The following is a 12,098-nucleotide window of genomic DNA, read 5'->3' on the forward strand; positions in this document are numbered from 1 at the left end:
GAAAAAGGTTATGACCAAACAACAAATGATCGCCCTGTTTATCGCCATGATCATCACCAGTGCCCTCGTTTCGGCCGTCACAATTATTGGCGGAATCTGGTACTTAAACAAACACGCTCAAGAGTCACCTGACTCTGGTTCACTGATCGAAGACTCTCCACTGTCTTTTTTGGTCACAGAACAACCGACAAGCAAAGGTCCTAGCTTCCATCCTTTGGACAAAGTCGTTTTGACCGTTAAAGGCAAGAAACAGACTCACTTTGTGATGCTAGAACTGGCAATTGAGACACGCCGCCCAGAGCGTATCAAAGAGATCGATGAATACATGCCTATGGTACAAAACTCTCTATTAAAACTGTTTAGCGACAAAACGTTTGATCAGTTACAGCAAGCGGGTGCCATCGATATTCTGCAAGACGAAGTGAAGCAAACGCTTCTACTCGCTTTTGCTAAAACAGACATCGTCCGAGAAATCGACGATGTTTTGTTGACTAAATATGTTGTGCAATAACGGAGCACAACCATGTTAGACATGAATGTACAAGACACTTACACCACAGAAGAGGAAGTGACAACACCGTCACGACCAATTGATGAAAACGCATTGCTACAACGTCATCAGGTCATGGTAAAACGCGTAGTTAACCAGCTGCGCGTTCATGCCACTTCTCACTGTAGTATTGAAGATATGCAGCAGATAGGCCTTATCGCTCTAGTCGAGGCTGGACGCCGATATGGCGATGTTGACGATCCTCACTTTCCTGCTTTCGCCGTTTGTCGAGTTCGGGGAGCTATTTTAGACGAATTACGCCGACTAGATTGGCGTTCACGTAAGACTCGTCAACAAGCCCACGAGCTCAACGACGTGACTCGAGATCTCACTCGAACGTTAGGTCGAATGCCAACGGATGCCGAAATCATCCAGGCTTTAGGGACGAATGAGCAAGATTATTACAACCGTCAAAATGCCGCTCTCGCAGGCGAGATGCAAAGCCTTGATCAACTGATGGAGAGCAGCGGTGATAGCTACATTGGCGGACAATACGATGGCATGGAACATGAACATATTCGTCGTAGTTTAGACAGTGCTTTGGGTAAGTTACCTAAGCGTGATCAACTGCTCCTGACTCTGTTCTATCAACATGAACTCAACTTACACGAAATAGCTCTGGTATTGGATCTGACACCACCTCGTATATGTCAGCTTCACAAACAAGCGCTGAAACAACTCAACCAATTAATGTCCTCTTAGGAGTCACAAGATGCAAAAGTTTTTTGGAGTGCTCACTATCCTGGTGTGCGTCTTCGGTGGATATATGTGGGCCGGTGGTAGCTTAGGTGCTATCTGGCAGCCAGCCGAATTCCTTATCATTATTGGCGCCGCTGCTGGTTCTCTGATCATCGGTAATCCGCCTCATGTACTGAAAGAAATGCGTCGCCAAGTGCCAGCGACCATTAAAGGTCCAACAGAAGAGCATGAGTACTACATGGAATTAATGGCACTACTCAACAACTTGCTAGAGACAGCGAGAAACCGCGGATACAAGTTTCTGGATTCTCATATTGAGGCTCCGGAGCAAAGCTCTATGTTCCTCGCTTACCCGACGATCGCAGAAGATCATCGCCTAATTTCTTTCATTACTGACAATTTACGTTTAATGGCAATGGGACAGATGTCGCCTCATGAATTAGAGGGACTGCTAGAGCAAGAAATCGAAGCAATACAGAACGAAATGCTTTTACCTTCACGCTCACTACAGCGTACAGCAGAAGCACTACCTGGCTTCGGTATTCTTGCAGCAGTTGGTGGCATCATTATCACCATGCAAGCTATTGATGGCTCAATCGCTATGATTGGTTATCACGTTGCGGCAGCTCTCGTTGGTACATTCATTGGTATTTTCGGTTGTTACTGTGGCTTAGATCCACTAAGTAACGCCATGGCTCAGCGAGTAAAACGTAATATGACTGCTTTTGAGTGCGTTCGTGCAACCTTGGTTGCCTACGTAGCGAAAAAGCCGACATTGCTCGCCATTGACGCTGGTCGTAAACATATTCAGCTAGACATCAAACCAACATTCAACCAAATGGAGAAGTGGTTAGCTGAACAGGAGGGATAATGCAAAAACAAGAGCATGTAGTGTTCAAACGTGCCAAAGTATACAGCCATGATGAGTCGTCTCATGGCGGCGCGTGGAAAGTCGCGTTTGCTGACTTCATGATCGCCCTAATGGCGCTGTTTCTTGTACTTTGGGTTATGCAGGTGGTAGACAAAGAAGAGCGTAAAGCGATTGTTGCCCACTTGCATAGTTCAAGCGTATTCGACAAGAGTTACGGCAACCCATTTGATACGTCACAAAGTATTTCTCCTATCGACTTGGCACAGGACTCTTCTGTGCCAAGTAAACACAACTCCAACCATGTGGTAAGCTCCTACTTCAAAGGTGATGGGGATGGACCAGAAATTGATTCTTTGATTCCTGGTAACTTCGATACTCAAGAGCAACTTGCCGCACTAGCGAAAGTAATTGAGCAAATGACTGCCCAAATTAATGCGCAGGGAAATGTAAACGTCACGGTGACACCACAAGGTTTGCGTATCGTCCTTCAAGATGATTACAAACAGCACATGTTCAGCCGTGGTGGTGCAGAACTTACTCCTTTTTTTGAAGATTTACTGCTCGCACTAGCACCTGTATTTCATCGTGTTAACAACCCTCTGATCATCAGCGGACACACAGATGCAATTCCATTTAAAAAGCGTTTTGGTCGTCAATCTAACTGGGCGTTATCAGCCTCTCGAGCAGACGTAGCAAGAAATACGTTAGTTGAAGGCGGTATGCCGGATGATAGAGTAATGCAGGTAACGGGTATGTCAGATAGAGCGCTGCTTAATCCTGATGAGCCAGATTCTAGCGAAAACCGTCGTATTGAGCTGTTTGTTTTAACGACTCCTGCCGCTAAAGTGCTTGAGACCCTTTTTGGCAACCACCAAGAAAGCGAACTGCAAAAAGCGAAAGATAAGGCTGAATTCAACCAACCAGTCATTCGTCAAGAAGTCATCAATTACTCCGGCGATACCGCCACCAGCGAAGTAAAAATTCAAGAATTATAATCTTAAAAGGTCACCACTCTTTTGGTGACCTCTCTAACCAAAGCCTCTGTTACTGTGACTTTTTAGTTGAGTTCTATATGCACATAACATCATCCGAAAAAAGAAAAAGCGACTTACTAAAGAAAGCCTTTTTATGGCTCATTGTCTTCGATTACCTTTTATTGGCGTTTTTCTTAACTCAGCTATCAAGTATGACACTAAACAGCGGAACCATGATCAGCTTGTTACTTGTAGTTTATAACGTCTTACTTGTTTCGCTATGTTTTCAACGAACCAACAAGCAGGACTCTTACATTATCTACCCTGTTTTATCCGCAACGTTATTAGCATTTGTCTGCTTTCTTTACTTCTTTTTTTTAATTTAGCTCCCCGACTCGACCATTGATTTTATTTTTACTGCTTTTTCGAAGTGGTCGAGCTGATGAGTCTGAATCCACCACGTAGCCGCTTCCATCAACAGCTCTGGGTCGTCATTTTTATTAGCGAAAAACGCATAAAATGAGAGACCAACCAATTCACCTTTACTCGCGATCTTTTTGTCACAGACCTCTATAATTTTGTCTCTCAGCGAAGCTCTCATTTCTAATCCCTTAACCTAGTACATACTCACTAACCATACGGTTGAAAGAAATCAAATCAAACGAGCCTTTAATTTCAAAACGCACTCTTCCCACCTCACTCATGAAGAACTCGATTTCACAATCCAAATCAAAAGTACCAGAGGTCTCGATAGAAAATGCATTGATCTTACTGTAAGGCAAAGAAGTGTAATCCACTTTTGAGCCGGTAATCCCTTGCACATTTGCCGCTATCACTCGCTTGTTCGTAAACACCACTTGGTCACGAACTGTTTTAAAAGCAGCGAAAATAGTCTCACCATCAATCAAGAACTTAAGGAAGTCTTCTCTGGCATTAGAAACGTCAATCGGCTTAAGCTTAAATACAGAGGAATTGTCGAAATCAATCATAATTAATCCTTTGAGTGGGCGTTAGAACGAATTATCAACGTATCAGATAGCACCACTTTTGCCTACTCGCAACGCACGTTTCTGCTTGATTCGCCCAACAACAAAGCGTCACTCACTTCCACCCTTGCATCCATTGCTCAGAGTCTTTTAGGTCTTGCCAGTTCATCTCTCGGTCGCGTTTACTCATGACTGCCTCGATGACACATCTCACAACGTTACCATCTTCATCTAGTTCCATTTCTGTCACGACAAAATGCTTCTCTTTGTTTTTAGGTGAAATTGCCGTCCATTTACTGTGCAATAGTTTCTTAGGGTGGATTCTGTTCATCGCATTGTACCAATTTAACTACCATGTTGATGTATACGACTGAATACCAAGAGAGAATCAGATTTTGTTTTTGCAAACCGACAAAAGATAAAACCGCAAAAGAGATCACTCCCTTTCGCGGCTCTAACTACAATCCGACTAGGTCTTCTGACCATTCAGTCGAGGGTTTAGGTACTGATTTTGTAGCAACTGTAACCCTTTACCGACCAGAACAATCACTACCGCGCCAATCAGGACAGGCGTGAAGAGAAAACTCCATCCCTGCCCAGACGCCATGATCAAAATTGGATTTGCACCCGCAGGTGGATGAGTGGTCTTCGTAATCAGCATCGCAGACACACCTAGCCCCGTCGCAATCGCGAGCGTGACCGGCGTGACGTCAACATACTGGCTAAACGCAATACCGATAGAGGCCGTGATGAAGTGACCAATGATCACGTTTTTGGGTTGAGCGAGAGGGCTGCTAGGCACCCCAAACACCAACACCGCCGTAGCACCAAATGGCGCCATGAGAAGTACTACCTCAGTAAGAGATACCTCGGCGTAAGACAACACACCAATAGCCAACGTAGCGCCAAGCCCGGCAACCAACGATAAAATTAAATTATTCATAAACACCTCAAAGTAGACCGAATTGTCTACAAAATAAAATAGACAAACCTGTCTACCTTTGTCAATATGTGTTTATGGAACTTTTTGAGGACGTAGTTATGAACAAAAAGAAACAGTTATTGATCGACACAGCTTTGTCACTGTTTTACAAACAAGGCATAAACTCTATTGGCATCAATGAAGTCCTCAATGTTTCCGGCGTGGCTAAACGCACGCTATATAACCATTTTGAGAGCAAAGAAGCACTTATCATCTCCGCATTAGAACAACGCCACGAAATATTTATGGAATGGTTGGAGGAAAAGCTTTCTTCAGCACAAACGTGCGCGGAAGTGATCGATCAGTTATTTACAGCACTCAACGGCTGGTTTCATGGCTCTGAAGAAAAGTTGGGCGAGTTTCGCGGTTGCTTTTTCATCAATACGTCCGCGGAATTCAGTGACGACAGTGGCGAGATCGCAACGTATTGCCGCTACCATAAGCAGCAAGTCAGAGAGCTAATTCAACGCTATCTCAAATCAGACAACGCTTCATTACTCGATGCCATTTGCTTCATGAAAGAGGGCGCGATCACTACCGCTTACATGACGAAAGAATACGACAACGTCACGAAGAAATGCGTGACCATTTTGCACAAGCTTTAATGCGTTCAGGTATAGTCATTTGCGGATTAAGTATTCAAACCAAAGGCACCAATCGGTGCCTTTCGTTTTAGTTAGTGATTGTACTTACAGCTCGTGCTCAGTACGTGCGATGATGTCGTCTTGCGCATCTGGTGATAGCGCGGTAAAGAAGGCTGAGTAGCCTGCAACTCGCACAACAAGATCACGATATTGCTCTGGGTTCTTCTTCGCGGCTAACAAGGTCTCGCGAGAGACGATGTTGTACTGCACGTGCCAACCTTTGTGGTGGTTGAAGAAGGTGCGAATCAGCATAGAGAGCTTGAGCTTATCCCCTTCAGACTCAACCGCCGCCGGGCTTAACTTCTGGTTAAGCAGCACGCCACCAAGGATCTTATTCGCTTGGATCTTACCGACCGAGTTGTACACAGCTGTTGGACCTAAACGGTCTGAGCCAGACGACGGGCTTGCACCTTCTGCCAATGGTGTTTTCGCTTTACGACCGTCCGGCGTTGCCATGGTTGAAGCGCCGAATGGGACGTTTGCCGAGATACTTGATGTACCTGCGTAGTAACCGCCGCCAATTGGACCACGCCCATGACGCGTATTAACGAACTGTTCTAGCTCATCAATGTACACTTGGTAAGCGTCTGCCAGTAGTTGGTCTACTGCGTCATCATCGTTACCGTATTTTGGTGCAAAGTTGATAAGACGTTGGCGAAGCTGTTCGTTCTCCATGCCGTCGAAATCTTCTGCCAATGCTTTTGCCAACTCTGGTTGGGTGATTTGCGCGTCATCGAAAACAAGGTGCTTGATGGCAGCTAGGCTGTTACCCAAGTTTGCGATACCGACTTGCAAACCAGATACCCAATCGTATTTCGCGCCGCCTTCTTTCACGGTTTTACCGCGAGCCAAACAGTCATCCACTAGCGTTGAACAGAAGATGTCTTGTGCCTGCTGTTCAAGCACGCTGTCCACTACCGTATCAATCTCAATCGATTTACGGGTGTAGTAGCGGATTTGCTCTGCCCAAGAAGCTGTCACTTGCTCAAAGTTCTCAAAGTTACCTTTTGCTAATGACTTATCGTGTGGCAAGAAAGCTTTACCCGTTGTTGCATCCACACCTTCGTTCAATGAAGCTAGCAAGATACGAGCGAAGTTAATGAAGCTCATGCCCGTACAACGGTAACCCCATTTGCCCGGAACTGCGGTCTCGATACAGCCGATAGATGCGTAGTTGTAAGCGTCTTCTTTCTCTACACCAAGCTTGATGAATTCAGGAATAACAATCTCATCGTTGTTGAACGCTGGCATACCGAAGCCGCATTTAATCACTTCAATACAGCCCATTAAGAACTCTTGGTTTAAACCTTCATGGTAACGCACACTCAAGTTAGGTTGCGTCGAACGTAACTGACCACAAGATTCCAGAATCGCCCAAGAAAGTGGATTCACTGCATCTTCAGGCTCACCCTTTTCATTCAACTTCTGACCGCCGATACACACGTTTTGATACAGCGGAGAACCTGCCGATGCTTTTGAGTGTGCACCAGAGCGAATCTTGTTTACTTCAAGCAACTTCAACCAGCAGCTTTGTAAAAGCTCTAGTGCAAAGTCTTTTTCAATCGCGCCGTTTTCGATATCGCGAACATAAAACTCGTTGAGGAATTGGTCCATACGACCGGAAGAAACCGAGTGACCGTTCGATTCGATTTGTAGCATCAATTGAACAAAGTAGCTCAATTGCAGTGCTTGCCAGAAGTTTTCTGGAGCGTGGCTCGCGACATGACGACAGTTTGCCGCAATGCTTTCTAACTCAGCTTTGCGCAGCGGGCGTGTCTCTTCTAACGCCATTTTTGCCGCCAATTCAGCGTAGCTCACCATGTGATCTTGAATCGCAAGCAGTACGATTTCGACCGATTTGTAGAACTGCTCTTTCTTCAAGCCTTCAAAGGTCGAAACATCATTGTTAGCACGGTGCTGACGAACATCCTCTAACAAGCCGTTCATGCCTAGCTTCAAGATTTTCTCGTTATCCACCGCAAGGTGCGCGTCACCCGAAGTCATGTTGCCTTCAGCTTTAATGATGGTGCTGGCTAAGATTTCTTGCTGCTCATCAGTGAACAAGCCATAACAACGGTCTTGAACAGTTTTACCGCGCCAATACGGTGTGATGCTGTGGATGCTTTGCTTATCTTCTTCAGTGACCGCAAAGCCTGCACCAGGACGGTCGGCTAGCTCATCAATTTCCGCTTCAATCCAACGCACTGTGTATTCTGGGAAAATAGGCGCAGCGCGTACTTTGCTCGCTTGGTTACCGACGATTAGCTCATCGTGTTTAATCCAAATAGTACGAGTGCGTAAGTGCTCTTGCAGTGCTAGCGCACGTTGGACAATTACAGGTTTGTCTTCGTTTGCTTGATAAGCACGAGTGTATGCCTCTGCACGCTCGGTACAGACAGGTGGCGTTACGATATTTACCAGTGCCGATTTGTGCGCTTTGATACGCTCAGGAAGGTAATTCAGGTCCATAGTTAACCTCTTACAATCACGTTAAGTTGGGTGTTTTCGCTTGCGTATTGCATGGCGCTTTCTAGCAGTTCTGTTTTGTTTAATGGCTTGTCAGAACACTCGTAAGGCATATCGAGCAAACGGTATTTATTGATGCCGAGCGTGTGGTACGGCAGCAAGTGAAGTTCTTGGCAGCTTTCTAGTGAAGCCGCAAAATCGATGATGTCTTTCAATTCTTCGATGGTGTCATTGAACCCCGGCACAACGGGAACACGAATAACAATGCGCTTCGCGATAGGTGCCAGTTTTCGGAAATTGTCTTTGATGCGTTTTAGTGAACCTTTCGCCCAACTAAGAAACTTTTCTTCATCGGTGTGTTTTAAATCTGCCAACCAACAATCGATATGCGGCGCGGCTTTTTCGACGTTCTTCCACGGCACATGCATGCACGATTCAATAGCGGTAGAGACTTGGTTGTCGCGCAGACGCTGCGCGAGTTCTGCCACCAAATCCGCTTGCATGAGTGGCTCACCACCGGAGAAAGTCACACCACCTTGGCTTTGATCGTAGAAAGGTTTGTCTTTCATTAAGGTGTCGAACAGCATGTCTGATTTCGCTTCTTCACCGCAAACGGTCAGTGCTTGCGTCGGACAGACATTGCGCAGCGCGATCAGTTGGTCTTCTTTGATGGCTTTGCGATTGATGATGATCTGGTTGTCGATACGTTGAATACCATCACCCATCGTTTCACTACCCTCCGTGGTTAGAGTTGTGGCTTGATAAGCAGAAACGCACAGCTGGCAACCTTCCATACAGCTTCGCTGATCAAACAACAGTGAATGCTTTTCGCTGCGGCTTTCTGGGTTTTGACACCAAGGGCAAGACAAGCTGCATCCTTTAAGAAAAAGAATGGAACGAATGCCATCGCCATCATGGGTAGAGAATCGTTGGATATTGAAATACATCTCTGCTTGCCTCTTGGTCTGTGCTACCGCTGTGTACTTAATCCGTTTCTTGCTGGTCAAGTCTTATCAGCGGCTTTTCTTTGTTCGAACTGAAAGCTTCATTTGAGCGTTTACAAGTTTCACTTAACTTTCATTTAATGAAATTATTATAGTTTCAAATGAAATTTCAATTGATCAAAATCAAGATCTCGTTCGATTGTCAGATCTATAGTGATCCCATCATCAAAACGAAGATTTTGTTTAAGGTAGAAACCATGATTGAACTTTATTTAGATACTGCTGATGTGGCAGAAGTAAAACGCTTTAACCAGTGCCTACCGCTAAAAGGCGTGACGACAAACCCAAGCATTTTGGCGAAGTCAAAACAGGGACTGAATGAAACCCTAGCAGGCATGCAAGAAGCACTTGGCGGTACACCTCGCTTTCACGCTCAAGTCGTGAGTTCAACCGTCGAAGGCATGGTGGCAGAAGCACGCCAATTGAATGAATTGCCTTACGATATGGTGGTAAAAGTGCCAGCAACAGAAACCGGCTTAGCGGCAATTAAGCTAATGAAAAAAGAGGGAATTCAGGTTCTTGCTACCGCTATCTATTCAGCTCAACAGGGTTTCCTTGCGGCACTGTGCGGTGCAGACTACCTAGCACCTTACGTAAACCGCATTGATGCGATGAACGGCAACGGTGTTGAAGTGGTCGCGGATCTTCAATTGTTGCTCGATCAAAACCGACTACCAGCGAAGATTTTGGCAGCCAGCTTCAAGAACACTCAACAAGCGATGGAGGTGATGAAACTGGGCATCGAAGCCATTACATTGCCAACCGATGTGGCAGCGCAAATGTTCGCTCACCCAGCAGTAAAACCTGCGGTTGAACAGTTCGATAAAGACTGGAAAGAGACGTTCGGCGAGAAACTTTCATTTGAAAGCTAATTAAAAGTAAGAACTCAATATCTTAGTCAATAATAAGGGAATCTTAACTCACCCTGTGCGCCGGTGAGTTAAGATTCCCTTTTTGTATTTCATATAAAGAGGCGAGGTTTACAGCAGTTCTCTATTGGTCAGTGACCAAAGGTACACGCGCTTGAGTAAACTGATTTTGACCCTCTTACGAATACCTCGTTTGGAATGGCGGAGTCGGTTTGGTAGCACAATGGCTTTCATCTCGGTTTTCATTTCTTTTCCATCCACCAACACAGTAGACCTCCGATGCAGTAAGCCAGCAGATCTTTCCAATCAAATGTGGCGCCCAAAATTACAGCCAGAGGCGATGAAGATTCGATACCAAGCCAAGCTGCGACCTGAAGCAATTGCCCCAACTCGACGGCAAACGCAATCAACACCACCAGTGAAACCATCCAGTTAACGGGCATGGAGAACAAGCTTGCAAGAAAGTAGTAGAGCCAAACCACAACCAGAACATCACCAAATGTCGGACGAATAAAGCTGTCTCGAACATAGAGCGCAATAACGACCAATGTGATAAAACACACCAAGCTTTTCAGTCCATTTTTTGCAGAAAATTGCAGGCGGATAGCGCACGTTTCTTCCAACATATTGCTTGGCTGCCCTGTGAGAATTGCTCGTTTAAACATCTTCATGATTCGCCTTTGCGCTTTCTTCCGCTTTCTTATTTCGTGCGTACCAGTCGATGTTGCGTGTAATGACCATAGTGAAGCTCAAAATCGCGAAACACAGTAATGTCCCCATTACCAATGCGTAACTCTCTGCTTGTAGCAAGCCAAACAGTAATCCGTAGAGAGTAAGCAAACACGCTCCGAATATCGCGCCGTGTTTGGTGTTGCTCAACATACCGCTCACGTACACACTTAAAAGCCCCGTCGATGCGACTGCTGACACCACATACGCCCAGTTGAAGCCGAGGTGTTCACTCATCGAAATCAGCAATAGATAGAAAAGCGCTAAAGCCAGACCAATAAAACCGTATTGCACTGGGTGAACCGGACGCGCTTGGAACAGCTCCAGCAAGAAGAAACTCGCAAATACTAATGTAATAACCAACAGTGAATAGTTAACGGCTCGGTGAGATTTCAAATAGTGGTCTACGGGATCAATCAAATCTACGCCCATTTGTCGCTGTTCAAGCTCGTGACAAGCGTGATTCGATGACAAACAACTTTGGAACAGCTGCGCGATATTGGTTGAGAAGTTGTTGCTCGCCCATTGTGCTTTAAATCCATCTTCAGATACCTCTGACGAAACTGGTAAGTAATCACCGATAAAGCTTGGATGTGCCCAAGTTGAAGAGAATTCAACCGTTGTTTGACTGCCGATTGGTGTGACTTGAAGCTGACCCATACCTTGCAGCAAGAAGTTAAGATCGAAAGCCAAAGGTTGCTTTGCGTTTAGGTCTGCGAGTGTCAGAGCACTGTGGAAGCCTTGTGGTAGCTGATTTAACCCTGTTCCCGGTGCGACTTCGATATCAGAGCTCGCCATGGTCATGTCATCCAAACGAATCAATCCGCGGCTGTCTTCAATGCCAACCACTAGGCTCATGTTGTCAATATCAAGCCCCTGCAACGCCGCGAGCTCGTCTGCATCGAAAGTGCCTTTCAGTGCCACTTGTGCTTTGTATAAACGCGCGCGGTAAATGCCTCGGTACTTTTCAAAACTGTCCAGATTCGCGCTCATATCAAAAGTGCTAGGTAGGAGGAATTTACGACGCTCTTTAATCTGTACTTTGTCATCTCGGTAACTGGTTTCGGTGTAGTTAACCATGATGAACGGACCAATGATGCGCTGTTCGCCGCTGCTGCTGCGTGCGATGTCGTTTCTGACTTCATCTTGGCGATATGAGCGTTCTGAGATCAGCCCTGTGACCATTGAAAGCGGGATTTGCAGTAAGACAAACAAAAACAGCACGAAGGCGAACTTCGTGCCGAGTTGGTTATTGAGGATCTTTTTCATGTTTCATTCTCCATTTGCTGATGGGAGTAATCTAAATCAGCAATTTGGAGAACGA

The 12,098-nt window shown here is 45.7% G+C and carries 15 protein-coding genes; 7 read left to right on the forward strand and 8 right to left on the reverse strand.

Features of this window, described 5'->3' with window-relative positions; translation table 11 throughout:
* The first annotated feature begins 10 nt into the window (after positions 1–10).
* From fliL to R7Z78_RS02580, 5 genes are all read left to right on the forward strand, one after another.
* Positions 11–511: a flagellar basal body-associated protein FliL gene (gene fliL / locus R7Z78_RS02560; RefSeq protein WP_104976426.1), complete on the forward strand. Its 501-nt coding sequence runs from the start codon at positions 11–13 to the stop codon at positions 509–511.
* A gap of 12 nt (positions 512–523) precedes the next feature.
* Complete coding sequence (locus R7Z78_RS02565; RefSeq protein WP_005375008.1) at positions 524–1,252, forward strand: FliA/WhiG family RNA polymerase sigma factor; 729 nt, start codon at positions 524–526, stop codon at positions 1,250–1,252.
* Between the two features lie 10 nt (positions 1,253–1,262).
* The gene (motA, locus tag R7Z78_RS02570) at positions 1,263–2,120 is read left to right on the forward strand and encodes a flagellar motor stator protein MotA (RefSeq protein ID WP_005375006.1); all 858 of its coding nucleotides are present in this window, start codon (positions 1,263–1,265) and stop codon (positions 2,118–2,120) included.
* A complete protein-coding gene (locus tag R7Z78_RS02575; RefSeq protein WP_005375003.1) occupies positions 2,120–3,115 on the forward strand; it encodes a flagellar motor protein MotB in 996 nt (331 codons plus the stop codon). The genes motA and R7Z78_RS02575 overlap by 1 nt, the downstream gene beginning before the upstream one ends.
* A gap of 77 nt (positions 3,116–3,192) precedes the next feature.
* Complete coding sequence (locus tag R7Z78_RS02580) at positions 3,193–3,480, forward strand: hypothetical protein (protein ID WP_005375002.1); 288 nt, start codon at positions 3,193–3,195, stop codon at positions 3,478–3,480.
* Here R7Z78_RS02580 and R7Z78_RS02585 read toward each other — a convergent pair.
* The 4 genes from R7Z78_RS02585 to R7Z78_RS02600 all read right to left on the reverse strand — a co-directional run bounded on the left by R7Z78_RS02585 (position 3,477) and on the right by R7Z78_RS02600 (position 5,023).
* Entirely contained in the window at positions 3,477–3,695 is a 219-nt protein-coding gene (locus R7Z78_RS02585) for a DUF6500 family protein (protein ID WP_017634431.1), read from the reverse strand. The genes R7Z78_RS02580 and R7Z78_RS02585 overlap by 4 nt on opposite strands.
* A gap of 10 nt (positions 3,696–3,705) precedes the next feature.
* Positions 3,706–4,083 carry a PH domain-containing protein gene (locus R7Z78_RS02590; RefSeq protein WP_005386881.1) on the reverse strand — a complete coding sequence of 126 codons (378 nt, stop codon included), beginning with the start codon at positions 4,081–4,083 and terminating at the stop codon, positions 3,706–3,708.
* A gap of 112 nt (positions 4,084–4,195) precedes the next feature.
* A complete protein-coding gene (locus tag R7Z78_RS02595; RefSeq protein ID WP_005374999.1) occupies positions 4,196–4,411 on the reverse strand; it encodes a TIGR02450 family Trp-rich protein in 216 nt (71 codons plus the stop codon).
* 138 nt (positions 4,412–4,549) lie between these two features.
* A complete protein-coding gene (locus tag R7Z78_RS02600; RefSeq protein WP_064354938.1) occupies positions 4,550–5,023 on the reverse strand; it encodes an HPP family protein in 474 nt (157 codons plus the stop codon).
* 98 nt (positions 5,024–5,121) lie between these two features.
* Here R7Z78_RS02600 and R7Z78_RS02605 point away from each other — a divergent pair, with 98 nt between their 5' ends.
* On the forward strand, positions 5,122–5,667 hold the full coding sequence (locus R7Z78_RS02605; protein ID WP_017634429.1) for a TetR/AcrR family transcriptional regulator: 546 nt from the start codon (positions 5,122–5,124) through the stop codon (positions 5,665–5,667).
* 84 nt (positions 5,668–5,751) lie between these two features.
* Here the strand turns inward: R7Z78_RS02605 and R7Z78_RS02610 are convergent, their stop codons facing one another.
* A complete protein-coding gene (locus tag R7Z78_RS02610; protein ID WP_104976425.1) occupies positions 5,752–8,175 on the reverse strand; it encodes a formate C-acetyltransferase/glycerol dehydratase family glycyl radical enzyme in 2,424 nt (807 codons plus the stop codon).
* A gap of 2 nt (positions 8,176–8,177) precedes the next feature.
* A complete protein-coding gene (locus R7Z78_RS02615; protein WP_104976424.1) occupies positions 8,178–9,119 on the reverse strand; it encodes a glycyl-radical enzyme activating protein in 942 nt (313 codons plus the stop codon).
* A 254-nt stretch (positions 9,120–9,373) separates the two neighbouring features.
* Between R7Z78_RS02615 and R7Z78_RS02620 the strand changes: the two genes are divergently transcribed.
* The gene (locus tag R7Z78_RS02620; RefSeq protein WP_104976608.1) at positions 9,374–10,048 is read left to right on the forward strand and encodes a fructose-6-phosphate aldolase; all 675 of its coding nucleotides are present in this window, start codon (positions 9,374–9,376) and stop codon (positions 10,046–10,048) included.
* A gap of 239 nt (positions 10,049–10,287) precedes the next feature.
* Here R7Z78_RS02620 and R7Z78_RS02625 read toward each other — a convergent pair whose 3' ends face one another.
* Positions 10,288–10,716: a DUF2809 domain-containing protein gene (locus R7Z78_RS02625; RefSeq protein ID WP_064354941.1), complete on the reverse strand. Its 429-nt coding sequence runs from the start codon at positions 10,714–10,716 to the stop codon at positions 10,288–10,290.
* Complete coding sequence (gene creD, locus R7Z78_RS02630; protein WP_064354942.1) at positions 10,703–12,043, reverse strand: cell envelope integrity protein CreD; 1,341 nt, start codon at positions 12,041–12,043, stop codon at positions 10,703–10,705. Before creD ends, R7Z78_RS02625 begins: the two co-directional genes overlap by 14 nt.
* Positions 12,044–12,098 lie beyond the last annotated feature (55 nt).

Source organism: Vibrio sp. 1167 (assembly GCF_033340375.1).
GTDB lineage: Bacteria > Pseudomonadota > Gammaproteobacteria > Enterobacterales > Vibrionaceae > Vibrio > Vibrio alginolyticus.

Excerpts from the sequence above, each read along its gene's own strand:
- fliL (WP_104976426.1), top strand. The coding sequence starts at position 11 with ATGACCAAACAACAAATGATCGCCCTGTTTATCGCCATGATCATCACC.
- R7Z78_RS02565 (WP_005375008.1), top strand. The coding sequence starts at position 524 with ATGTTAGACATGAATGTACAAGACACTTACACCACAGAAGAGGAAGTG.
- motA (WP_005375006.1), top strand. The coding sequence starts at position 1,263 with ATGCAAAAGTTTTTTGGAGTGCTCACTATCCTGGTGTGCGTCTTCGGT.
- R7Z78_RS02575 (WP_005375003.1), top strand. The coding sequence starts at position 2,120 with ATGCAAAAACAAGAGCATGTAGTGTTCAAACGTGCCAAAGTATACAGC.
- R7Z78_RS02580 (WP_005375002.1), top strand. The coding sequence starts at position 3,193 with ATGCACATAACATCATCCGAAAAAAGAAAAAGCGACTTACTAAAGAAA.
- R7Z78_RS02585 (WP_017634431.1), bottom strand. The coding sequence starts at position 3,695 with ATGAGAGCTTCGCTGAGAGACAAAATTATAGAGGTCTGTGACAAAAAG.
- R7Z78_RS02590 (WP_005386881.1), bottom strand. The coding sequence starts at position 4,083 with ATGATTGATTTCGACAATTCCTCTGTATTTAAGCTTAAGCCGATTGAC.
- R7Z78_RS02595 (WP_005374999.1), bottom strand. The coding sequence starts at position 4,411 with ATGAACAGAATCCACCCTAAGAAACTATTGCACAGTAAATGGACGGCA.
- R7Z78_RS02600 (WP_064354938.1), bottom strand. The coding sequence starts at position 5,023 with ATGAATAATTTAATTTTATCGTTGGTTGCCGGGCTTGGCGCTACGTTG.
- R7Z78_RS02605 (WP_017634429.1), top strand. The coding sequence starts at position 5,122 with ATGAACAAAAAGAAACAGTTATTGATCGACACAGCTTTGTCACTGTTT.
- R7Z78_RS02610 (WP_104976425.1), bottom strand. The coding sequence starts at position 8,175 with ATGGACCTGAATTACCTTCCTGAGCGTATCAAAGCGCACAAATCGGCA.
- R7Z78_RS02615 (WP_104976424.1), bottom strand. The coding sequence starts at position 9,119 with ATGTATTTCAATATCCAACGATTCTCTACCCATGATGGCGATGGCATT.
- R7Z78_RS02620 (WP_104976608.1), top strand. The coding sequence starts at position 9,374 with ATGATTGAACTTTATTTAGATACTGCTGATGTGGCAGAAGTAAAACGC.
- R7Z78_RS02625 (WP_064354941.1), bottom strand. The coding sequence starts at position 10,716 with ATGAAGATGTTTAAACGAGCAATTCTCACAGGGCAGCCAAGCAATATG.
- creD (WP_064354942.1), bottom strand. The coding sequence starts at position 12,043 with ATGAAAAAGATCCTCAATAACCAACTCGGCACGAAGTTCGCCTTCGTG.